20 protein-coding genes and 1 rRNA gene are annotated in these 21,143 nt (G+C 53.1%); 9 read left to right on the top strand and 12 right to left on the bottom strand.

Annotated elements, in window-relative coordinates:
• Positions 1-13 precede the first annotated feature (13 nt).
• Positions 14-640 carry a LysE family translocator gene (locus ACIGCM_RS00105; RefSeq protein WP_397500026.1) on the bottom strand — a complete coding sequence of 209 codons (627 nt, stop codon included), beginning with the start codon at positions 638-640 and terminating at the stop codon, positions 14-16.
• 100 nt (positions 641-740) lie between these two features.
• Positions 741-2,090 carry an NCS2 family permease gene (locus ACIGCM_RS00100; protein ID WP_397500025.1) on the bottom strand — a complete coding sequence of 450 codons (1,350 nt, stop codon included), beginning with the start codon at positions 2,088-2,090 and terminating at the stop codon, positions 741-743.
• 672 nt (positions 2,091-2,762) lie between these two features.
• Between ACIGCM_RS00100 and ACIGCM_RS00095 the strand changes: the two genes are divergently transcribed.
• Positions 2,763-3,530 carry a GntR family transcriptional regulator gene (locus ACIGCM_RS00095; protein ID WP_397500024.1) on the top strand — a complete coding sequence of 256 codons (768 nt, stop codon included), beginning with the start codon at positions 2,763-2,765 and terminating at the stop codon, positions 3,528-3,530.
• Between the two features lie 81 nt (positions 3,531-3,611).
• Here the strand turns inward: ACIGCM_RS00095 and folE are convergent, their stop codons facing one another.
• From folE to ACIGCM_RS00075, 4 genes are all read right to left on the bottom strand, one after another.
• Positions 3,612-4,160 (bottom strand): GTP cyclohydrolase I FolE, encoded by a 549-nt coding sequence (gene folE, locus ACIGCM_RS00090; protein WP_397500023.1) that lies wholly within the window; start codon positions 4,158-4,160, stop codon positions 3,612-3,614.
• 135 nt (positions 4,161-4,295) lie between these two features.
• Positions 4,296-4,856 carry a Smr/MutS family protein gene (locus ACIGCM_RS00085; protein WP_397500022.1) on the bottom strand — a complete coding sequence of 187 codons (561 nt, stop codon included), beginning with the start codon at positions 4,854-4,856 and terminating at the stop codon, positions 4,296-4,298.
• A gap of 117 nt (positions 4,857-4,973) precedes the next feature.
• Complete coding sequence (locus tag ACIGCM_RS00080) at positions 4,974-5,294, bottom strand: hypothetical protein (RefSeq protein ID WP_397500021.1); 321 nt, start codon at positions 5,292-5,294, stop codon at positions 4,974-4,976.
• A gap of 105 nt (positions 5,295-5,399) precedes the next feature.
• Positions 5,400-5,999: a cysteine hydrolase family protein gene (locus ACIGCM_RS00075; RefSeq protein WP_397500020.1), complete on the bottom strand. Its 600-nt coding sequence runs from the start codon at positions 5,997-5,999 to the stop codon at positions 5,400-5,402.
• A gap of 401 nt (positions 6,000-6,400) precedes the next feature.
• Between ACIGCM_RS00075 and prmB the strand changes: the two genes are divergently transcribed.
• The gene (gene prmB / locus ACIGCM_RS00070; RefSeq protein ID WP_397500019.1) at positions 6,401-7,333 is read left to right on the top strand and encodes a 50S ribosomal protein L3 N(5)-glutamine methyltransferase; all 933 of its coding nucleotides are present in this window, start codon (positions 6,401-6,403) and stop codon (positions 7,331-7,333) included.
• 30 nt (positions 7,334-7,363) lie between these two features.
• On the opposite strand, the gene ACIGCM_RS00065 is transcribed toward prmB, so the two are convergent.
• On the bottom strand, positions 7,364-8,161 hold the full coding sequence (locus ACIGCM_RS00065; RefSeq protein ID WP_397500018.1) for a hypothetical protein: 798 nt from the start codon (positions 8,159-8,161) through the stop codon (positions 7,364-7,366).
• Positions 8,162-8,245: 84 nt separating this feature from the next.
• Positions 8,246-9,205, bottom strand: a complete 960-nt coding sequence (locus tag ACIGCM_RS00060; RefSeq protein ID WP_397500017.1) for an alpha/beta hydrolase — start codon at positions 9,203-9,205, stop codon at positions 8,246-8,248.
• Between the two features lie 284 nt (positions 9,206-9,489).
• On the opposite strand from ACIGCM_RS00060, the gene aroC reads away from it, so the two are divergent.
• The 6 genes from aroC to ACIGCM_RS00030 all read left to right on the top strand — a co-directional run bounded on the left by aroC (position 9,490) and on the right by ACIGCM_RS00030 (position 14,353).
• Positions 9,490-10,581 carry a chorismate synthase gene (aroC, locus tag ACIGCM_RS00055; protein WP_397500016.1) on the top strand — a complete coding sequence of 364 codons (1,092 nt, stop codon included), beginning with the start codon at positions 9,490-9,492 and terminating at the stop codon, positions 10,579-10,581.
• Between the two features lie 92 nt (positions 10,582-10,673).
• Complete coding sequence (locus tag ACIGCM_RS00050) at positions 10,674-11,825, top strand: MFS transporter (RefSeq protein WP_397500015.1); 1,152 nt, start codon at positions 10,674-10,676, stop codon at positions 11,823-11,825.
• Entirely contained in the window at positions 11,822-12,469 is a 648-nt protein-coding gene (locus tag ACIGCM_RS00045; RefSeq protein WP_397500014.1) for a methylthioribulose 1-phosphate dehydratase, read from the top strand. The genes ACIGCM_RS00050 and ACIGCM_RS00045 overlap by 4 nt, the downstream gene beginning before the upstream one ends.
• 54 nt (positions 12,470-12,523) lie before the next feature.
• Positions 12,524-13,069: a 1,2-dihydroxy-3-keto-5-methylthiopentene dioxygenase gene (locus ACIGCM_RS00040; RefSeq protein ID WP_397500013.1), complete on the top strand. Its 546-nt coding sequence runs from the start codon at positions 12,524-12,526 to the stop codon at positions 13,067-13,069.
• 101 nt (positions 13,070-13,170) lie between these two features.
• Positions 13,171-13,854, top strand: a complete 684-nt coding sequence (mtnC, locus tag ACIGCM_RS00035; protein WP_397500012.1) for an acireductone synthase — start codon at positions 13,171-13,173, stop codon at positions 13,852-13,854.
• Between the two features lie 349 nt (positions 13,855-14,203).
• On the top strand, positions 14,204-14,353 hold the full coding sequence (locus tag ACIGCM_RS00030; RefSeq protein WP_397500011.1) for a hypothetical protein: 150 nt from the start codon (positions 14,204-14,206) through the stop codon (positions 14,351-14,353).
• 13 nt (positions 14,354-14,366) lie between these two features.
• Here ACIGCM_RS00030 and ACIGCM_RS00025 read toward each other — a convergent pair whose 3' ends face one another.
• From ACIGCM_RS00025 to ACIGCM_RS00010, 4 genes are read right to left on the bottom strand one after another with little or no spacing between them, the layout of a single operon-like run.
• Complete coding sequence (locus tag ACIGCM_RS00025; RefSeq protein ID WP_397500010.1) at positions 14,367-16,463, bottom strand: HlyD family efflux transporter periplasmic adaptor subunit; 2,097 nt, start codon at positions 16,461-16,463, stop codon at positions 14,367-14,369.
• The gene (locus ACIGCM_RS00020) at positions 16,463-17,803 is read right to left on the bottom strand and encodes an efflux RND transporter periplasmic adaptor subunit (RefSeq protein WP_397501069.1); all 1,341 of its coding nucleotides are present in this window, start codon (positions 17,801-17,803) and stop codon (positions 16,463-16,465) included. The genes ACIGCM_RS00025 and ACIGCM_RS00020 overlap by 1 nt, the downstream gene beginning before the upstream one ends.
• Positions 17,796-18,515: an efflux RND transporter periplasmic adaptor subunit gene (locus ACIGCM_RS00015; protein WP_397501068.1), complete on the bottom strand. Its 720-nt coding sequence runs from the start codon at positions 18,513-18,515 to the stop codon at positions 17,796-17,798. The genes ACIGCM_RS00020 and ACIGCM_RS00015 overlap by 8 nt, the downstream gene beginning before the upstream one ends.
• Positions 18,516-18,549: 34 nt before the next feature.
• Complete coding sequence (locus tag ACIGCM_RS00010) at positions 18,550-20,082, bottom strand: TolC family protein (RefSeq protein WP_397500009.1); 1,533 nt, start codon at positions 20,080-20,082, stop codon at positions 18,550-18,552.
• 986 nt (positions 20,083-21,068) lie between these two features.
• On the opposite strand from ACIGCM_RS00010, the gene ACIGCM_RS00005 reads away from it, so the two are divergent.
• A 16S ribosomal RNA gene (locus ACIGCM_RS00005) occupies positions 21,069-21,143 on the top strand; the annotation flags it as partial.

The following is a 21,143-nucleotide window of genomic DNA, read 5'->3' as shown; positions in this document are numbered from 1 at the left end:
TTAATCGGCAGGGTTAGCGGCTCAGCAATGACGCCGTGCCGGCCGCGCCAAACAGTGCGGCGCTGATGCGGTTGAACCAAACCTGGCCCTTGCCTGATCGCAGGTAGCGCGCAGCACCTTGGGCGCTCAGGCCGTAGAACAGCTTGCAGGCGAGATCAAGAACCGCCCAAGTGGCAATCATCACCAGCAGTTGTTGGGTCAGTGAATGGTCGGTGCTAAGAAACTGCGGCAGAAAAGCCGCAAAGAACAGAATGTCTTTCGGGTTGCTAGCGCCCAAACCAAATGCCTTCCAAAACATGCTGTTGAAGCTCGGGTTAACCGGTTGCTCATCGGCAGTAACAGGTTTGGCAGCTTGGCGTGAAGCCTGCCAGCTTTGCCAGGCAAGATAGAACAGGTACAGCGCACCAATGAGTTTGAGTGCGGAAAACAGCTGCTCGGATGCCAGCAATAGAGCACCAAGGCCCAGAGCCGATGCGCTGAGCAGGCATATAGAGGCCGACACGCCACCGATAAAGGCTGGCGCTGAGCGACGCAAGCCATAGTTCAGGCTATTGCTAACCATAAGCAATGAAAGGGGGCCGGGAATCAGGATCACGATCAATGCCGCGCTGCTGAACAATAACCAGGTTTCCATACTCATACTGCTGACTCCAGATGTTGAAAAACCCCGGCGCAAAAGCGTCGGGGTTTATAGCGTTCCCAGTACCCAGCCTAACGGGGGTAGGCTGGATGATTATGGCTTATAGGAAGGCAAATTTAGCGATAAAGATAATGCACAGAACATACAGCGATACCGAGACTTTGTCGCGTTGGCCTGTCAGCAGCTTCAAGGTTGCGTAGGTCAAAAAGCCCAGTGCAATGCCGTTGGCTATTGAGAAGGTCAGCGGCATCATGACGACGGTAACAATGGCCGGAATGGTGTCGGTCAGGTCCTCCCAGTCGATGTGCGCCATGCCGCTCATCATCAACATGGCCACGTAGATCAAGGCGCCTGCAGTGGCATATGCGGGGATCATGCCTGCCAGCGGAGCGAAGAACATCGCACCCAGGAACAGTAAACCTACCGCCACTGCTGTCAGACCCGTGCGACCCCCTGCGGCAACACCAGAGGCACTTTCAACATAGCTTGTAACTGGCGGGCAACCAACCATTGCACCGATAACGCTTGAAGTACTGTCAGCCTTGAGCGCTCTGGATAAGTTCTGGATCTGTCCGTCTTCATCCACCAGCTTGGCGCGGTGGGCCACACCCATCAGAGTGCCAGCGGTGTCGAACATATTAACGAACAAGAAGGCCAGGATAACGCTGACCATCGAGATGTTGAATGCGCCCTTGATGTCCATCGCCAGGAAAGTCGGGGCCAAGCTCGGCGGCATTGAAACCACACCGTTGAACTCAACCAAACCCATGCCCCAACCAATCGCAGTGACTGCCAGCATGCTGATCAAGATGGCGCCAAATACATTGCGATGGCTTAGTACTGCAATCATCAAGAAGCAGACGGCAGCCAGTAAGGCTGTAGGTTCGCCGAATGAACCCATGGTCAGCAATGTGGCTGGGCTGTCGACGACAATACCTGCGGTCTTCAGACCAATTAAACCGAGAAACAATCCCACGCCCGCGCCCATGGCAAATCGCAGGCTCATGGGTATGCTGTTAAGCAACCATTCACGGATACGTGAAAGGCTCATGATCATAAACAGCACGCCGGAGATAAACACCGCGCCCAATGCGGTCTCCCAGCTGTAGCCCATCTCACCGACAACGGTGTAGGTGAAGAACGCATTGAGCCCCATGCCAGGCGCCAGGCCTACTGGCCAGTTGGCATAAAGCCCCATCAAGAAACAACCTAGCGCCGCTCCTATACAGGTCGCAACGAAGGCTGCGCCATGATCGACGCCCGCATTAGCCATAATGTTTGGGTTGACGAAAATGATGTAGGCCATGGTGACAAAGGTTGTCAGGCCTGCAAGCAGTTCGGTTCGGACTGTGGTGCGGTGCTCGGTCAGCTTGAAAAAACGATCAAGTAAACCGTTTTTTGCAAGCCCAGCGCTAGGCTGAGCAATTTGTTCTGATTTAACGCTTTCCACGCGGGTACTCCTCATCTCTCTTGTTGTGTACCACCCAGAGCTGGCGCAGCGCGCACGTTAACTCTCTGAGGCAGGTGGCAGGTTGAGTGTGCTTGCTGGCTAAGTTGTTGACCGAGCGGTCAGGAAGTCACACACCGCGATTATGCTGTTGTATACAAAAATTGCAAATACTGTTTTTCATTGCTGAGCTGGCTATCAATAGTAGGACGCATGGGGTTGCCTGTATTTTGGATAGCAATTTTTCAGTGAAAGTTACTTAAAAACAATTAGATAGAATAAATTTTAGAGGTGCTTGAAACGCGCGACTACAGCTGTTTTTTAGCCTATTTATAGCGCTATTAGTTGACCTTTTAGTCAGGTAGGTTGGCTCTGTTATGGAACTATTAAGAGCATCACCCGGATTTTGATGAGGTTTAGTGATGAATAATTCATCTGTTCTGCTCGTTTTCAGCAGCGCCATGCAGGCAATAAATGCGGGGTTCAAGTGGATTGTGTACAATGAGACGGGTTTTTTTGTGTTTTTCTGCACATCTGACTTGCCAGCCACCCGGTATTAAGCAATAAAGCTTACTAACAGTAATGAGTGAGGGTGTAGCGCTTTGGTTGTCTCATTTTACCGCCGTGCGCTGATCCTGTTTTAAATTGCTGAATTTCTCTCTGACGCGAGCACGAATGAACGAACAATTGCAGCCCCTAAAAAAGCAATCCCGTGCACTTAAAAGTGGTCGTACTGGAACGCAGGACGATGTCGTTTATGCACACATCTTTGATGCGATCCTGGAGCAGCGTCTGGCACCCGGCACAAAACTGAGCGAAGAAGCCTTGGGTGAGATTTTTGGCGTAAGCCGGACCATCATTCGCCGTGCATTGTCACGTCTTGCTCACGAAGGGGTAGTGCTGCTACGGCCCAACCGTGGCGCTGTGGTTGCAAGTCCAAGTGTTGAAGAGGCCCGGCAGATTTTTTACGCCCGTCGCATGGTTGAGCGGGCGATAACTGAGCTGGCTGTGCAGCACGCTACGATTGACCAGCTCAACGAGTTGCGCCAAATGGTCGAGGACGAACAGACGAGCTTCTCGCGCGGCGACCGTGGTGCGGGCATTCGTTTGTCCGGTGAGTTCCACCTGAAGCTGGCTGAAGCGGCCAAGAATGCCCCGCTGGTTAGCTTTCAGCGTAGCCTGGTCTCGCAGACGTCGTTGATCATTGCGCAGTACGAAAGCGGCGGGCGCTCGCATTGTTCTTACGATGAACACAATCAACTGATTGATGCCATACAAGCACGTGATACCGAGCGCGCCGTGCACCTGATGATGCACCATATGGATCACATCGACAGTAAGCTCAACCTCGATGAAGAAAGCGCCTCCGATGATTTGCACGCGGTGTTTTCACACCTGCTGCAAACCAAGAAGAAACTGACTAAAACCACCATCAACAATTAGTCGATGGCTGATTTTGCATAAAAAAAACCTGCATATTTTTGCAGGTTTTTTTATGTGCGCAGTCTTCGCTTTCGCTTATGTTCAGTTGTTGATGAGGCTTAGGAACTCACTGCGCGTTGCTGCGTTCTGGCGAAACTCGCCAAGCATTACTGAGGTCACCATCGATGAGTTTTGTTTCTCTACGCCGCGCATCATCATGCACATATGCTGGGCCTCGATGACCACCGCCACACCGAGCGCGCCGGTGACTTGCTGAATGGCTTCGGCGATCTGACGGCTGAGGTTTTCTTGAATCTGCAAGCGGCGTGCATACATATCAACGATGCGCGCAATTTTCGACAGGCCTAAGACTTTGCCGCTCGGGATGTAAGCCACATGCGCTTTGCCAATAAAAGGCAGCAGGTGATGCTCGCACAGCGAATAGAGTTCGATGTTCTTGACCAGCACCATTTCACTGGCGTCCGAGCTGAACAGCGCGCCATTGGTGACTTCTTCCAGCGTCTGCTGATAGCCACGGCAGAGGTACTGCATGGCTTTTGCCGCGCGTTTAGGCGTGTCGAGCAAGCCTTCGCGGGAAACATCTTCGCCAAGCTGACCGAGAATCTGGGTGTAGTTCTGTTCCAGGGACATGGATCTTCCTGTTGGACTGACAAATATGCACAGACGCGAAGGGTAGGGTGCTGATTGCCGGCTGGCAAGCGCGGCGTGCGCCAAGCTGACAGAGATTTTGCGTCAATTGCCCTTAGTGCTCACTGAAGTGGCAGCTTAATCCTCGTCGCGACCTTCCATCATCGTGCGTTTTAGGAGGAGGTAGATTGCACCCGTGCCCCCATGCTTTGGCTGGCAAGAGGTGAAGCCCAATACCTGTGGATGTTGACGCAGCCACGTATTGACGTGGCTTTTGATCATGGGTTTGCGACCGTCGACTCGCGCCGCTTTACCGTGGGTGACACGTACGCAGCGTATTTCGAGCTTGCCGGCCTCGGCCAGAAACTCCCATAAAATGTCTCGGGCTTTCTCAACGTTCATGCCGTGTAGATCAAGGCTGCCATCAAAAGGTATCTGGCCGAGTTTGAGCTTGCGCATCTGGCTTTCTTGAATGCCGTTGGCGGCCCAGTAAAGTGGGTCTTCGGCTCCGACATCAATCACGAACTGGTCTGAGAGACCATCGACTTTGATGCTGTTGTCGCGCACCGTAGCATTCTGGCGTAGCGTGGCCAGCTTGGATTTATCCAGCTTAGGCTTACCCGTGTCGGCCCGATCATGCTTGATCGGCCTAACACCCTTGAGCTGAGCTTGAAATAAAGAAAAATCGTCGTCTTGCATTGTGGCCTCCACACTGGCCACTAGTGTAACCAAGGCAGCTGTATTTCTGCTGCCTTCATGTGCGTTGAGTGATTAAAAATATAAATGGGGTTGAGCGATCTAATACTGTGGGCAGGACTATTTACGTTTTTTCATAAGGTGGCGAGACATGCTCAGGTCGTTGCCGCGACGTGAGCGACGGCGGCCCATACGCCACAGCGCAATGCCAGTCCAGAGCAGTAGCAGGCCAACCACCAACAATACTGCAGAGCCAGCAGGGGAGCCATTTAGGCTACCCAGCGCTGAGGGGTGACCTATGAGCGTCGCTGCACCCGCCATGGCCAGTAATACACCGGCCGCAGCGCAGAGTGCTGCAAGTGCTGTGATAAATCGCTTTCGCCAGTTGCCCGGTTCACGGGGGCGTAAACGACGGGGATCAAAACCATCGGATTGCTTCATTCCGATTTCCTTTTGGGTATCGGCGTGTGACAGGCATAGGTCCTAGTGGTTCAGAACTTTAGCAGAGTCGATTGTATCAACTCGCTTGCTCGGGCGGGTTAGCCATCAATTGAGTAGGGCGCTGGCATCTGCAACCACGGCTGCAAAGTTGTCAGCCAATGCAATCATTTCAACGCGGTGCATCTCGGCACCGCTAATGACCTGACCATCCAGGGTTGGCAAGTCACGGGTTGCGCAGGCTGCATCAACCATGGTGCAGCGGTAGCCATAGTCCTTGGTTGCTCGCACTGTGCTGCTAACGCTGGAGTGAGTCATAAAGCCACAGACTATCAAGTCCAGACGACCCAATGCCTGCAAGCGTTCATGCAGCTCTGTGCCCGAGAAGGCGTTTGGCAGGCGCTTTTCGATAACAGGTTCGCCTGCTAAAGGTGCAACTTCAGGGATATGCTCGCCGCGTGGGCCCCGTGGGTCGAGGACGCCATCAGGAATACCTAAATGCTTAACGTGCACGATGGGGGTGCCCATGGCCCGTGCTGCATCGAGCAACTTGGCTATCTCGGTTACCGCTTGCTCAACCTGCGGCAGCTTCAGCACGCCGCTGCGATACTCTTCTTGGGTATCGATCACCAGCAGAGTGGCGGTCTTCAAGGTGGCAGGTGCATGGCTACGGCCAGTGAGCTGCAGTAGCGTTTTGGGGTGCGACATTAAAAGGCTCCTCGTTGACTCTGACGGCAATATTCATTGTCTGCCTGTCTGGCGTTGCTGTGAACCCATTACTGCATTAGCGGTTCAATGCAAGTGAAAAGTTCAGTCATCTGCCTAGACTCAGATCCTGGAAATATTGAGCAATGTGCTGCTCGTAAAGGGTTTCACGACGCCTTTTAAATAAGGACGCTGAATAGATGCTGTGACCAATAATGGCAGTAAGCCATCCTAAAAAGCCAGTGATCAGCCCACACAATTGGCTGAATTTTCAGCTTCTGAGCACGGGGCCGTTCTTATACTGAATTTCTGCCAAGGTTTCATCACTAATCGCGCGATGACTCATTCGCAGTGCTTCAACCTGTGCTGTTAAACTGTCGGATCATCTATGAAGGAGAAAGTCTGTGACTGAGGTTTCCACCGCCCGATCTACTCGTCTGCGGACATTGCGTGACTACATTCGTTGGGCTGTGACTCGCTTTCAGACTGAAGAGCTGTTTTTTGGCCACGGTGCTGATAATGCTTGGGATGAGGCGCGCCAGCTGATTCTTGGTGCGTTGCATTTGCCTTATGAAATGGCTGATGGCTATTTGGATTGTCGTCTTGAAGATGACGAGCATGCGCTTTTGCAGCAGTTGTTGGCGCGGCGCATTGATGAGCGCATCCCAACCGCCTACTTGCTTGGTGAGGCTTGGTTCTGCGGTTTGCCGTTTTTGGTCGATGAGCGCGTTTTGGTTCCGCGCTCACCCATTGCGGAGCTGATCAACAATCGATTCAGACCTTGGCTGGCGGGTGAGCCCAAGCGAATTCTGGACCTGTGCACCGGTTCTGGCTGCATTGGCATTGCCTGCGCTTATGAATTCCTTGATGCCGAAGTGATATTGGGTGATCTGTCGTTTGAAGCGCTTGAGGTTGCCAATCAGAACATTGAGCGTCACGGCATTGAAGACCGTGTATTCACTGTGCAAGGCGATGGTTTTGCCGGTTTACCAGGGCAACGCTTCGACCTGATTGTCTCCAATCCGCCTTATGTAGATGCCGAAGATTTTGCTGACATGCCTGATGAGTATCAGCATGAGCCTGCTTTGGGGCTGGCTTGTGGTGAGGATGGCTTGGACTTGGTCCGCCGTATGCTGGCTGAAGCAGCAGATCACCTGAACGAAAAAGGGGTGCTGATTGTTGAAGTCGGTAACAGTCAGGTTCACGTTGAGGCGCTGTACCCGGAAGTTGACTTTACCTGGCTGGATTTCCAGCAGGGCGGCCATGGGGTGTTTTTGTTGCCAGCCAAGCTTTGCCGTGAACACCAAGAACTGTTCCGCTCACGTTTAAATCCTTAACGGCCAGCGCTTCTAAGGATTGCGATCCGATTAGTGGGTTGCAATCCAAATCAATAAGCCTGCCTGAAACACGCTAAAGGTGACGAGGCAGGCGATGGTAAAGCGCAGGCTGCCATCTTCACGTTTGTATTGGGCGGCGCGCTCTTCCATTTTACGCAGCTTGGCATTTTGCTCATTGAGCGCTTGGTCGGCACGTTGGAGCATGATCGCCGCTTCAATTATTTCGACGATCTGTACTTTTTCGCTGTGCCAATCGCTGTGCAAGACGCTGACCCGCGCCGCGCTGTAGCTGGCTTTTAGCTGAAGCGGATCTTGGTATTCGATCGTGAAGCCTTGCGTTTGCAGGAAATGATCACGGCGGGCGCGGGCGTCATCCGTCGGTGCATCTTTAACGTGCAACGCCCCGCCTTCAACCAAATAGTGCGCGCAGTGCTGCTTGGCCCAAGCCACGCCTTGTGCGACCAGAAAACGTCCTAAACCACGGTTGCCAGGCTCCAGGTGCAGGCCTTTATCGGGGCCGAAACGCAGTTCACGGGAGCGATGATCAATCCAGACTTCCAGGGTGTTCATGTGTTTGCGTATAGCCTGGTCTGGCAGGCTTATGGTTAGACGTAGCATGCTCAATTGCGGGCTATGGCGTTCAACGCGCCCCAGTTGTACAAAACGCAGCGGGCGCCCCCCCGTGTGGCGGTCGATAGGCAGTGCAGCGAGCCTGAGTAGACGGAAGTGTTCAGCCCCCAAGTCAGCCCAGGGGTGCGCTTTCTCTTCCTTGGGTTGCAGCTCGGGAGCGGCCCCATCTGAGGTGGAGGCTGGGTTTGCAGTGTTCATGGGTGGCGATCCTGTGCGCTGGAGATGTCTTAACGTTGCGCTTGCTCAGGAGTTATCGGCTGCCACCCAAGAATCTGGAGCTAACTAGGTACGATTGTTCTGAATAAACTGGGTGATCTTCTCCGTTAGCATCCGTGCCAAGGGCAGTTTTGGATTGTTGTATGAAGCGAGCTGTGCTTTCAGGTCGAGTGGGACTATACGCATCGCGTGATTCATACCCTCGATCAGGGCCAGCTGAGCGTCAGGGTTCGCCTCTTTGAGCATCAGCGCATCTGCGACATCAACCTGAATATCATGATTACCCTGAAGAATCAGTGCGGGTATCTGCAATTGGGCGAAGGCACGAGCCGGGTCTTGGCGAAACAAGCTGATCAAGTAAGGTTGTACGGAGGGTCGGAACAGCCCCTGCATATCATTAGGGATGTTACCGACGGTATTGCCCGCTTTGAGTTCGTCGAGAATGTGCATGCTGATCGCCACCTGATTGGGTGGCAGTTGGCGTTGGCTAAGTTGCTCACGCAGGACCTGGTCAATAGGCCGCGCGCTGCCTGCGATTGAGATCAGCTCATCGGCGTTGGCGTAAGGGGCCGCCAATGTTGCAATGAGTGCGCCCTCACTGTGGCCAATCAATACCAGCTTATTGAAGCGTTTGTCGGCCTTTAGTTGACGGCTCCAGCCCACTGCGTCTGCCACATAGCGCTCAACACTAAGGTCGCGCTCATCGGGCGTGGCAGGCTGACTTTTGGCGACGCCGCGTTTGTCGTAACGCAAGCTGGCAATACCCTGCTTTGCCAGTGCGTAAGCCAACTTGCGCAAGCCGTCGTTATTGCCACCGCCTGGATTGTTTCCGTCACGATCAGTTGGCCCAGAGCCGGCAATAAGCAGGGCGACCGGAATGGGTTCGCTGCTTTGTGGAGCAACTAAAGTACCGAATAATTGCCCCTGATCAGTTTGCAGGCTGACTGGGCGTTGAGAAATCGGTGTGGGTGCTGCGTGGGCAAGGCCCGCTAGTAAAGGAAGCATTAAAAGAACGACTCGCAGCATGTTGTGGGCACTGTTTATTTAGAGGTGGAGTGAAGGTAAGTCGGTGATCGACTCCGCAGGTTCAAGGGAGCCCCTTGAAGGCGAATTGGCATCACTGAACTATTCGACGCACATAATGCAATAAGGTTCGAGGATGAAGTGTCGCACCGCCGCAGGTATACTTGCGCGCTACATTAATGTCCTGCATGCCATGATAGGTGCGTGTTGCCTGATGAGCACCTATGGTGCTGTCGTGATCGCTCTCATGGTTGGGTTCAAGGTTAATATCGCGGAGCGTTTTGCACATGTCCGGCAATACCTACGGCAAGCTGTTCACCGTCACTAGCGCAGGCGAAAGCCACGGTCCGGCGTTGGTCGCCATTGTTGATGGCTGCCCTCCGGGGCTTGAGTTGTCGCTCGAAGACATGCAGCGCGACCTTGACCGGCGCAAGCCTGGTACCAGCCGTCATACAACCCAGCGACAGGAAGACGATATCGTCGAAATCCTGTCTGGCGTGTTTGAAGGCAAAACCACGGGCTGCTCCATCGGCTTGTTGATTCGTAACACTGATCAGAAGTCGAAGGATTACTCCGCGATCAAAGATGTATTCCGCCCAGCCCATGCGGACTACAGTTATCACCATAAATACGGCCTGCGCGATTACCGCGGTGGTGGTCGTAGCTCTGCGCGTGAGACCGCTATGCGTGTTGCCGCTGGTGCAATTGCGAAAAAATTCTTGGCCACTCAGGGCATTGTGATTCGTGGCTATATGAGCCAGCTTGGCCCAATCCAGATCCCGTTCAAGACGTGGGAAAGCGTCGAACAGAATGCGTTTTTCTGCCCAGACCCGGATAAAGTGCCTGAGCTTGAAGCCTATATGGACCAACTCCGCCGCGACCAAGACTCCGTAGGTGCAAAGATCACGGTTGTGGCCGAGGGTGTCATGCCTGGTTTGGGCGAGCCGATTTTTGACCGTCTGGACGCTGAGCTTGCCCATGCCTTGATGAGCATCAACGCGGTTAAAGGGGTGGAAATCGGTGCAGGTTTCGACAGCGTTGCCCAGCGCGGTACTGAACACCGTGACGAGATGACCCCTGAAGGCTTTCTCAGCAATAACGCTGGCGGCATTTTGGGTGGGATATCTTCAGGTCAGCCAATTATTGCCCATTTGGCGTTGAAGCCAACCTCGAGCATCACCACGCCAGGGCGTTCGATTGATATCAATGGTAATGCCGTGGAGATGATCACCAAGGGCCGTCACGACCCTTGTGTTGGTATCCGTGCGACGCCTATTGCTGAGGCGATGATGGCGCTGGTGTTAATGGATCATCTGTTACGTCACCGTGCTCAAAATGCGGACGTCAAGGTCTCCACGCCGGTGTTACCGCAACTGTGACGCGTTGTACATGCAGGGCTGAGTCAGTTCCTGCAACCTGGTATTGCTCAATTCGGCCATGCTGCCCGGCATCCATGTTGGCTCGCTGCTAGATGTCGACTGTATTGCCGTATTGGCGGCTGTCTGGGTTTTACTTCTTCTACTTTGCGCTACTCGGTGGCACAGCGCCGTTTTTGGCTTTGTACTTTGACCACCTTGGCTTTGCCCCAGCGCGTATCGGTGAGTTGATCGCGATTCCCATGCTGATGCGCTGCATTGCGCCAAATATCTGGGGCTGGCTTGGCGACTATTCTGGCCAGCGTCTGGCCATTGTGCGTTTTGGTGCGGTTGCCACGCTGTTATGTTTCAGCGCCATTGTGCTTGATACAAGCTATGTCTGGTTGGCGCTGATAATGGCCTCGCATGCGTTTTTCTGGCATGCCGTGTTACCACAATTCGAGGTTATCACTCTGGCTCACTTGCGTGAGCAGACGGCTCGCTACAGCCAGATTCGTCTGTGGGGCAGTATTGGTTTTATCGTCGCAGTGATTGGCCTTGGCCAGTTATTTGAGTGGGTCAGTCTCGATGCCTATCCCTGGGCATTGATCCTGATTATGAGCGGTATCGTTATAAGCAGTTTATGGGTGCCTAACGCTCAACCGCAAAACCGTCCGGCTAACCTTACCGATGGTGGCTTTATCAAGCAGTTGCGACGGCCCGGCATTTTGGCCTTTTATCTCTGCGTGTGCTTGATGCAATTGAGCAACGGCCCGTACTACACCTTCCTCAGTTTGCACTTGGAAGCTCAGGGCTATAGCCGCGGTGTTATTGGCGTTTTGTGGGCACTTGGTGTGCTCGCTGAAATCATTCTGTTTATGTTTATGGCTAAACTGCTGGTGCGCTTTTCGTTGCGTACAGTATTGCTGGCGAGTTTTTTGATCACCGCTGTGCGTTGGCTATTACTGGGTAATTTCGCTGATCATTTGTGGATTTTGCTGTTTGCGCAGTTGATGCATGCGGCGACTTTTGGCAGTTTTCATGCTGCTGCTATACATTTTGTGCAGCGTAGTTTTGCTGATCGCCAACAAGGGCAGGGCCAGTCACTTTATGCAGCGACGGCTGGAGTTGGCGGGGCATTGGGCGCACTTTACGCAGGTTACAGTTGGAATACCTTAGGCGCGGCGTGGACCTTTTCACTCGCCAGCCTGGCAGTTCTAGCTGCCGCCATTATCATCGCCACCCGTTTGCAGGAGGACAGGCCTTGAACCCTGATCAGCAACCAGAACATCATTATTTAAACCGCGAGCACCTCACTCAGCAAATTATTGATGCTGGGCGTTTTCTCTATGATAAAGGCTGGTCACCGGCGACAAGCAGTAACTACTCAGCACGGCTAGCTGATGATAAGGCGCTGCTGACTGTGTCGGGCCGGCATAAAGGCGAATTGGGCTTCAATGACGTGCTGGTCACAGATCTTGAAGGCAACAGCCTGGAGGAGGGTAAAAAGCCTTCTGCGGAAACACTGTTGCATACCCAGTTATATAAGTGGCGCAAGGAAATCGGCGCAGTGCTGCACACCCATTCAGTGGGCGCCACCGTACTGACCCGGCTGACCGAGGGTGACCGGCTGCAGTTTGAGGACTACGAACTGCAGAAAGCCTTCACAGGAGTGGTCACTCATCAATCAGTGGTGACTGTGCCTATCTTCGATAACGATCAAGATATCGAGCGCTTGGCGAGCAAGGTTCGGCCCTGGCTTGAAGCGCATCCCGACTGTGCTGGGTACTTGATTCGTGGTCACGGTTTATACACCTGGGGCGTTCAAATGAGTGATGCGTTGCGCCAAATTGAAGCCTTTGAGTTTTTGTTTGAATGCGAGTTGCGAGTCCGCGCACTGCAAAAAAATTAGCCCCTCACAGGGCGCGCCATGTCTTGCCCTGTAGACGTACAAGGAATTCAGCTTATGAGCATGCTCAGTGTCTATCACGAATCGACCCCTGAACTGCCGAATAAAGTACTCACCCATCTTGAAGATATTGCCAGCACGCTGGGCAGCGTGGGTGTCCGCTTCGAGCGTTGGCAAGCCAGTGCGCCAATTGCTGCCGGTGCTAGTTCTGATGATGTACTGGCCGCGTACCGCGACCAGATCGACCAACTGATGACAGAGCGTGGTTATGTCACAGTCGATGTTGTCAGCCTGGCAGCGGATCACCCGCAAAAAGCTGAGCTGCGGGCCAAGTTTCTAGATGAACATCGTCACGGCGAAGATGAAGTACGGTTTTTCGTTGCCGGGCGCGGTTTGTTTACCCTGCACATTGATGACTTTGTTTATGCCGTACTCTGTGAAAAAAATGACCTGATCTCGGTTCCAGCGGGTACGCGTCATTGGTTTGATATGGGTGAAAATCCTCACTTTGTGGCGATCCGCATGTTCAACAATCCTGAGGGCTGGGTGGCGCAATTTACCGGCGACGACATTGCGAGCAGCTTCCCTGGGTTGGACGATTGAGTCGCCCTTAACGCTATACATGTGGTTCTGTACTGAGCCACGGAATATTTCAGTCAACAGACTTTGACGCGTCACTGGCAGTTGATGGATTTGGAGACAGCATGCCGATCAAAGCAATACTCACCGATATTGAAGGGACTACCAGCGCAGTCAGTTTTGTCTTTGATGTCTTGTTCCCTTTCGCCGCAGAACATTTGCCTGACTTTGTTTTGCAGCACGCACAAGATCCTGCGGTTGCTGAGCAACTTGAGGCCGTACGGGTTGAAGCGGGAGAACACGGGGCTGACACTATTCGGGTGATTGAGATTCTGCTTGAGTGGATTGTGGCTGATCGCAAGGCAACACCATTAAAAGCCTTGCAAGGGATGGTCTGGGCGCAGGGCTACGCCAGTGGTCAGCTCAAAGGCCATGTCTACCCGGACGCTGTTGAAGCATTGCGTCGCTGGCACCAGGCGGGCTATGCCTTGTATGTCTATTCGTCAGGTTCGATCCAGGCGCAGAAGCTGATCTTCGGCTGCTCAGAAGCGGGTGATTTGAGCCCGTTGTTTAGTGGCTACTTTGATACCACCTCAGGGCTCAAGCGGGATGTGAGCTCTTACCAAACCATCACAAAAGCGATTGGTTTGCCAGCGGATGAAATCGTTTTTCTTTCAGATATCGTCGAAGAGCTCGACGCCGCTCAGCAAGCTGGTATGAATACCATTGGCTTGGCTCGTGAAGGCGGGGAGTTGCGCGGGCATGAAACCGTTGCCAGTTTTGCCGTGATTGATCTCTGCCGCATCTGATCCGTGGGGCTTAACTCATTGCTGATAGTACTGACTGGCAGTTAGCTGCAGTCGCTGTGCTCGCGAACCTTCAGTGCTCGCGTTCATTCATTCCTTTAGCATTCTCGAAACCACCAATGCTGCTGCGTTGGTGGGCCATCCCTACGCTAAAAAATCTATCGTCTATGCTTATAAACAGTGATGCCGTTACGTTCAGATGCAGACAGACGGAAACCACTGTGGCGTAAATTATCTACTCTATGGCGCAATCTGCAAAAAATCACCGGTGAATTAACGGCAATGTTGGAGTTGAGTAATAACAACAATAATTGCGAGCAGCCCAGCTGCCGTGGCTTGAGAGGAATTGATTATGCCTCGTTACCTGATGATTCTGCTTATACCGGTCATGATCTACGGTATTAGCCACCTCTCCCATAACCCGTCTAGCAGCAAAATAGTGAAGTACTCGGTTGAGCAAACGATGCCGTTGGCAGGGATTGGCGAATTGTTCGCCCGCTAAGGGCGCAAGGGTATTAAAAGCCACTTTCGCGCAGTAATACCGCAAAAAGATGCGTGACGCCTTCAGCCAGTAAACTGCGTTTGGCGCCCTCTACCTGAATGTCCCCCAAGGTTTCATGCTGTCCGCTTGGCGCTTTGTCTAACTGAATCAGTACATGGAACAGCGACTCGGTCGGTGTCAGATCATTACTGTCTTGTTTGGTGGTAAGTGGGCCGCCAAAGCGTGACGCGAGCATTGGGCTGGCTAACTGATTACTGCGCGTACTGCCAATAGCGATAACCTTGCCTGAAACCGGCGTTGGCTGGCCTTTGGCATAGAAGCGCACAGGATCGCCAATCCTTAGGCGGTGCACGTCACTCTGCTGTACATAGCCGTCAGCCTGCCAGCGCTCAGCCGCGATCAATACACCAATGGGTTCTTTATTGCTGATCCATTGGCCGGCTTTCCAGTCTGGATTGATATCAAGCCATTCGCCGTCGAATGGGGCCTTCAAGACCAGTCTGTCGATTTCCGATTGGGCCGAACGGGCCTGCTCATACTCCACCCAGAGTCGTTGGCGGGTCGCTGTTTGCAGGCTTAAGCCTGAACTGTCAGCTTGTAAGCCGGTAAGTTGCGATTCAATGTTGCGCATGCTGGTTTCACTCTGACGCAGCTTTGAGGCAATGTCAGGTTGGTCCAGCACGGCCAGTCTATCGCCTGCTTTGACCTTGCCCTCTGGATGAACTCGCTGAATGTGCGCCGGGTAAGGTGAAAAAACCTGCACTTGCTGTTCAGCCCGCGCGACACCATGAATATGGATCTGTGAGTGCCAGGGCAGTGCCAATAGCAGAGCAATGCCCGCCAGGATTGAAACGAATACATAGCGTCGTCCCTTGCGGACTTCGCTGCGATTTTGCCACCAGTGTTTTAGCTCGCGCCAGATTGGCATAAAGATGAACCACGAAAGCTCGACGATGAATAGGAAAATGCCCAGGAGTTTGAAAAACAGTAGGTAGACCGCAACTGCGATCCCCAGAAACAGAGCGAGGCGGTACAGCCAGGTGATAAAGGCAAAGGCAATTAATCCGCGGCGTTTTCCCGTGCTGAACGGCTCAGGCCAAGGCTCGTCCAAGCCCAGTATGCTGCGGCGCAAGAACACCCGTGCCTGCGCCGATGAGCGCTCATGCAGGTTCGGAAAGTCGAGTATGTCCGAGAGGATAAAGTAGCCATCAAAGCGCATAAACGGGCTGGCATTCAACGCCAGTGACAGAATCCAACCTGTGGTGGCGAGGTAGAGTAGACCATTACGCAGAGGCCCGGGCTCACTTAGCGCCCAACCCAGGGTTGCCAGGCCAGCCAGCGACAGTTCAGTGAGTATTCCGGCGCTGGCGATCGCCAAACGTTGCCGAGACCTGGCCAGACGCCAACTTTCCCCTGTGTCGGTGTACAGCATGGGCCAAAGCACAACGAAGGCGACCCCCATATGGGCGACACGTAAACCCAGACGCGTTGCGACAAGTGCGTGCCCCATTTCATGCAGGCTTTTGCCTACGATGAGGGCCATTGCAAAGCCGAGTAACCCCTCCATTGAGAACGACTCGACGACATCATGGGTAAAGGTATCCCACTGGTGCATAACCATAATGATGCCAGTGAGGCTGAGCAGCAAAATCGCCAGCCCGGTTTTGCGATTGAATAGCCAGCCAAGGGCATTGTTCAGCTTGCGCAAAAAACGTTGTGGTCGCAGTAGCGGAATGCGAAAGAACAGGTAGTGATGCAGCCACCATTTCCAACTGAGGCCACTATTACCTTCGCTGCGCATGCTGAGACGATCAGTGGCCTGCATATTTGGCCGAAGCAGTTGGTTGTGCTCCAGAAACTGGCTGAAGGCCAACACCTGTTCGGCCTCAGGCTGCAATGCAGTTTCTTGCGCTATTTGTGTGCTGATCTGTGTGGGTGTTTGTCCCCACCTTAATAGGCACTCAAACTCAAGCCAGCCAATCTGGTAGTAGCGATTGATCACGGTGTCTTCAATCACCCAGCTGGGTTCGCCACTGGAGGTGATTGCCGCTTTGCTTAAGCGTAGGTCCTCACGCAGCGGCGGTAATGGCAGTTCGATTGGGGTATCCATTACCAGCCAGTCCAGGCCCGTACTGAAGAAAGAGGGCGGCGCAGTAAGTAGTAACCGAGCATGACACGTTCGCCATACAGTTTGGCCGTACCGTGCAAGCCAAGACGCGCATGTTTTGATTCGCCGTCGACACTGGCTAGAAGTCGATACGCGACCACGCCTTCATCGGTCGGTTTGGCTTTGTAACTGGTTTCCAGCACTTTTCCCTCTACTGGGTTCAGTGGGTATGCAGTCAGGTATAAGGTGACCGGCGCGCCGGGCTCCAGCGCGATGGCATCGGCAACCGGCAACTGGATGCGCATTGCGGGTGTTTTCGGGTTCGCCACTTGCAGGATTCGCTCCCCGGTCACGACGGGTTTACCGAGCCAATCATTTGGATCGCTGAAGACGGCAACACCTGCTGTCGGTGAGCTGACTTGAGTACGTTGCAATTGCGCACGGACTGCATCAAGTTCTGCCCGACGCTGTTGCGCGCGCCCATTGAGCAAGGTCAGTTCGCTTTTACTCTGGATGTTATCGAACGCGCGTTGGCTGGCAGCCAATAGCTCGGCGTCCGCTACCGCAACCTCTTTGGATAACACGTCGGCGCGGTTGCGCAGGGTGGTTTCATCCAGGGTGAAGAGTAGGGTGCCGGCATCAACCGATTGATTCGGCCTTACCAGCATTTGCGCAATAACTCCGTCGATCGGCGAGCTAACCACTTGAGCCTCGGCTGAGACTATTTCCGCTGGGGCGAGCACGGTCTGTCTTACTGGGATTAGGAGCAAGGCGCAGAGCACAATTGCACAGATCAATAGCTGGCGCTTACTGGGTCGCCAGCCCAGTAATCTGTGTTGTACCGTTAAAGCTGACCAACAATATGACCAGGTTTTCCATAGGCTCTCAAACAGTGGCAAGAGCGGCTCTGGGGGAGGCTGGTCGAGCAGAAATAACACAAGCCCCAGCCGCTGTTCGCGGGCACCCACAACGGGCACACAGAATATTCCACTTGGCCACCACTCCGACCAACCTTCGGCAATGTCTTCAGGGGGTTGCAGTGCGTCTCGCGCCAGCCACTGCGCTGAATTATCAGGCAATTGCTCACTGAGCCAGCGGCTGGCGCGTGACAGCCAGATTAAATAGGGCGAGTCTTCAGTTGGCTTTGCCAGCCCGGAAACACAAAGCAACTCAAGCTTGTCTGCCCGCTGAGCCATGACCAGAGCTTGCCGGTATTTCAGCAAAGGGTGCAGGTCATTGGCCATTGAAAACGCCAGCGCGTTCAAGGTCTCAGCTTGTAACGCTCGGTCCCGTAGGGCGTTTAGGCTAAGCAATAATTGAGGGTGTGGTAGTCGGTCACTCATCTGTGGTTGGGAAACGGGCAATTCCACTCATTCCTGCAATCAAATCTGGGTGCTCGGCATCAAGCCGGGCCTCGAGCTCAACCGTTTGCGCCACGGCGTCTACACGTGCATTTATCGCACTGACGTGAGCAGTATAGGTCTTGCCAGTTTCGTAAATACTGACCTCTAACGGCATGCCCTCACGCAGTGATGGCAAGCGCGTTGATGGCACATTCAAACGGACCTTCAGCGCACCGTCACTGACTAAATCAAGCAGCGGCGTACCGGCGGTGACAGTTTGATACCCTTTGACGTGTATCTTGGCAACACGACCACTAAAAGGCGCCTTGACTACACAATAGCCACTTTGCGCTTGGGCCATCAGGCGGGCACCGTCAGCCTTTTGGACTTCGGTTGATGCTATGGAGACTTCTAAATCGCCCACAGCATCGAGTTTACGCAGGCTTTGTTTGGCAGAGAGGTTCTGCTTGGCCATGGTCAATTCGGCGGCTGCGACTTTAGCCCTTGCCTGAGCTTCCTGGCAGTTGAGTTGGGCCAGTACTTCATCCTTTTTGACTTGTTTACCCAGGGTTACATTCAACTTATCAAGCGTGCCATTCATTTGGCTCGAAAGGGTTGTTTCAAGGTGGGCTGCAAGCAGCACACGAATAGCGGATGGGTCGGTTAATCCTTGTGTGCTAACGGGTGTTTCTGCGACAACCGAGGTTGCCATGATTCCTGCCATTAGTGCTGTGATCACGACGGTCTTAGGACTGCTTTGCGACATTGTTGCTTCCTTGTGTCAGAGGAAGTAATTGCTGTTGTTCCTGTTGGTCCATTTTCTTCTTCAATTCATCCGCCAGGGTTTTTACATCGTAGCTTTTGACCACGTCCGGCATGATATCCAAGCCGACCGAGTTATAGAGCCGGCCCCAGGCTGCCTGGGTATTGGAGTAGGCAGCTTCGCGTTGATAACGGGAAAGTAGGTAGCGGCCTTCTGCGCGAATAACCTCAAGCTCTGAGCCCACGGCAGTACTTTTTGCAGCTTGCGCATAACTCAATAAGCTTTGATCGACACGCAGGCTTTCGTTGGCGAATTCAAGTTGTTCGTGAGATAGCTGATAGCGCAATGCGCCAACCCGAACCTGAGTAAGGATTGCCATGGACAAGGCCAGGCGGCGAGTGTCATCCGTTTTGGTTTGCGAGTCTTCTGCATTATTAAGTGCAGGCAGTTGCAGCATACGAATCAGGTTGACCGATACCTGCAGGCCGGTCTCAGACCAGCTGTTGTTGTACAGGTACTTGTTGGAGTCGTATTGATAGCTCCAGTTAACGCTGACATTGGGCCAAAGCTGGGCTTTGGCGATCTTAAGGTCATTGGCGTTGACTCGCTTGCGGTACCACTCTTCCATTATCTCTGGACGATTGTTAAGCGCCGCTAACTCAAGGCTGTCTATATTGGCTTTAAGTTCAGGCATCTGCGGCTCTGGTTCATCGCTAAGCACCATTTTCGAGCCGGGTGGCAGTGACATTAATGCCGACAATTCAGCTTGGGCGAATTCCAGGTCTTGGCGTCGAACACTAAGCAAGTCGATTGAGTCGATCAGAGCGCGTTGATAGGCGAGTGCATCCTGGCGTGGCAGCAAGCCACGGTCCTCGGCGGATCTGGCCGATGTAAGTGCATTATTGGTACGGGCCAACAAGCCATCGACTTCTGGCATCAAACGCTGAGCGGCGAGGGCGCGCCAATAGGCATTGCGCACATCTTGCATGACATTCTGTGCAACTTTACGGCGGCGCTCTTCCGCCATCATGATTTGGTCGGTCTTCTGTTGGGTGCGGTAGTAAGCAACCCCAAAGTCCAGCAGGCTCCAGCTAAGGCCCAAGCTATCAATATCGCGATAGCGCTCTTCGGAGGTCGATGCACGCAAGCTCTGTTGACGGTCCTCAATGCCGATCGAGGTGCCACCCGAGTCATTGTTGCGGCCCGCATAGCCTGCAGTGGCGACGAGGCGAGGCAGCATCTCATGACTCGACACGTCACGCAGGTCTGCGGCTAATGCGCTTTCCATTAGCTTCAAGCGGTAGTCAAGGTTGTATTTTAGCGCCCGGGCAACTGCTTCATAAAAGCTTATGGGGTGTGTCACAGGTTCCTGGTCAGCGTACATCCGCGCTTGATCTTCAAGGATCCGCTGTTCCTGCTCCTCAGCAGTGTAGGGGCGAGGCTCCATGGCATTACACGCAGTAAGCAGCGTGGCTGCGATGGCAAGGCTGAGTGTTTTGGCTGGACGATTAAGCATTGCAATCCTTGCTCGGTAAGAGGAATTAGAAGTAAGTAAAGCAGTTATTGGCAATAACGCAGCGCCAATTCACATCGCAAACCTACAAAATTCAGTGCTATACAGTTGTGACTCCTGTTTTACAGATCTACTGACACGGTGCTCTTACTCGGGTGCATCCATTGCCTAGGCCAAGTTGAGTGCCACGCTGGCCTAGGCGTATCGACTCTCTGTGTTTCTTGGCGCTTACCTATATATAGGTAAGCGCTAAAGCCAGCATAGCTACTTTTCTATTGCAGCCCAGTATTTGGCTAGGTGCTGTAGGTGAAAGGCCCATGCTAAAGGCGCGCGTTATTGATAATAGTAGAAAGCTAGGAATTTGTTCAATGCGGATTCGCGAGCTATTTTCAACCTTTCTGGTTTTTTTCAGCTTTAACCCTTGACGGCAAATCTGAGGTGCCTATAATGCGCACCTCTTCCGGCGTAGACCTCTCGGAAAACTTCTTAGAAAACAAGAAGTTAGCTTAAAAAGAGGGGTTGCAAAGCAACGAAAGTTGTGTAGAATGCGCCGGGCTCCAGAGGGTGGTTTGAATGCCTTCTAGAGTGATCGCCACGGTGATCGAAAGCGGTAGAAAAAGAGGTGTTGACAGCGAGTTTGAACGCTGTAGAATGCGCCTCCCGCTGACGAGAAGCTGGTTTGATCGGAAGCGCAAGTGGTTGAGTAGAAACGGTTTTCTTCGGAAAAGAACTTCGAAAAACAGCTTGACAGTAAATGAGGCTGCTGTAGAATGCGCGCCTCGGTTGAGACGAAAGAATCAACCAACCGCTCTTTAACAACTGAATCAAGCAATTCGTGTGGGTGCTTGTGAGGTAAGACTGATAGTCAACAGATTATCAGCATCACAAAGCAACACTCGTTAATTCGAGAGTTACCTTACATTAATTTGTAAGTTTTGCGATTGCTGAGCCAAGTTTATAAGGTTTTCTCAAAACCTAATTGCAGTATTGAACTGAAGAGTTTGATCATGGCTCAGATTGAACGCTGGCGGCAGGCCTAACACATGCAAGTCGAGCGGTAACAG

Origin of the sequence: Pseudomonas sp. NPDC078700, from assembly GCF_044542375.1 — a bacterium.
In the GTDB taxonomy this organism is placed as follows: Bacteria; Pseudomonadota; Gammaproteobacteria; order Pseudomonadales; family Pseudomonadaceae; genus Aquipseudomonas.
The sequence above is the reverse complement of the archived record's forward strand: the minus strand, read 5'-3'. Positions and strand labels throughout refer to the sequence as shown.

Excerpts from the sequence above, each read along its gene's own strand:
- ACIGCM_RS00105 (WP_397500026.1), bottom strand. The coding sequence starts at position 640 with ATGAGTATGGAAACCTGGTTATTGTTCAGCAGCGCGGCATTGATCGTG.
- ACIGCM_RS00095 (WP_397500024.1), top strand. The coding sequence starts at position 2,763 with ATGAACGAACAATTGCAGCCCCTAAAAAAGCAATCCCGTGCACTTAAA.
- folE (WP_397500023.1), bottom strand. The coding sequence starts at position 4,160 with ATGTCCCTGGAACAGAACTACACCCAGATTCTCGGTCAGCTTGGCGAA.
- ACIGCM_RS00085 (WP_397500022.1), bottom strand. The coding sequence starts at position 4,856 with ATGCAAGACGACGATTTTTCTTTATTTCAAGCTCAGCTCAAGGGTGTT.
- ACIGCM_RS00080 (WP_397500021.1), bottom strand. The coding sequence starts at position 5,294 with ATGAAGCAATCCGATGGTTTTGATCCCCGTCGTTTACGCCCCCGTGAA.
- ACIGCM_RS00075 (WP_397500020.1), bottom strand. The coding sequence starts at position 5,999 with ATGTCGCACCCCAAAACGCTACTGCAGCTCACTGGCCGTAGCCATGCA.
- ACIGCM_RS00065 (WP_397500018.1), bottom strand. The coding sequence starts at position 8,161 with ATGAACACTGCAAACCCAGCCTCCACCTCAGATGGGGCCGCTCCCGAG.
- ACIGCM_RS00060 (WP_397500017.1), bottom strand. The coding sequence starts at position 9,205 with ATGCTGCGAGTCGTTCTTTTAATGCTTCCTTTACTAGCGGGCCTTGCC.
- aroC (WP_397500016.1), top strand. The coding sequence starts at position 9,490 with ATGTCCGGCAATACCTACGGCAAGCTGTTCACCGTCACTAGCGCAGGC.
- ACIGCM_RS00050 (WP_397500015.1), top strand. The coding sequence starts at position 10,674 with ATGTCGACTGTATTGCCGTATTGGCGGCTGTCTGGGTTTTACTTCTTC.
- ACIGCM_RS00040 (WP_397500013.1), top strand. The coding sequence starts at position 12,524 with ATGAGCATGCTCAGTGTCTATCACGAATCGACCCCTGAACTGCCGAAT.
- mtnC (WP_397500012.1), top strand. The coding sequence starts at position 13,171 with ATGCCGATCAAAGCAATACTCACCGATATTGAAGGGACTACCAGCGCA.
- ACIGCM_RS00030 (WP_397500011.1), top strand. The coding sequence starts at position 14,204 with ATGCCTCGTTACCTGATGATTCTGCTTATACCGGTCATGATCTACGGT.
- ACIGCM_RS00025 (WP_397500010.1), bottom strand. The coding sequence starts at position 16,463 with ATGGATACCCCAATCGAACTGCCATTACCGCCGCTGCGTGAGGACCTA.
- ACIGCM_RS00020 (WP_397501069.1), bottom strand. The coding sequence starts at position 17,803 with ATGAGTGACCGACTACCACACCCTCAATTATTGCTTAGCCTAAACGCC.
- ACIGCM_RS00015 (WP_397501068.1), bottom strand. The coding sequence starts at position 18,515 with ATGGCAACCTCGGTTGTCGCAGAAACACCCGTTAGCACACAAGGATTA.
- ACIGCM_RS00010 (WP_397500009.1), bottom strand. The coding sequence starts at position 20,082 with ATGCTTAATCGTCCAGCCAAAACACTCAGCCTTGCCATCGCAGCCACG.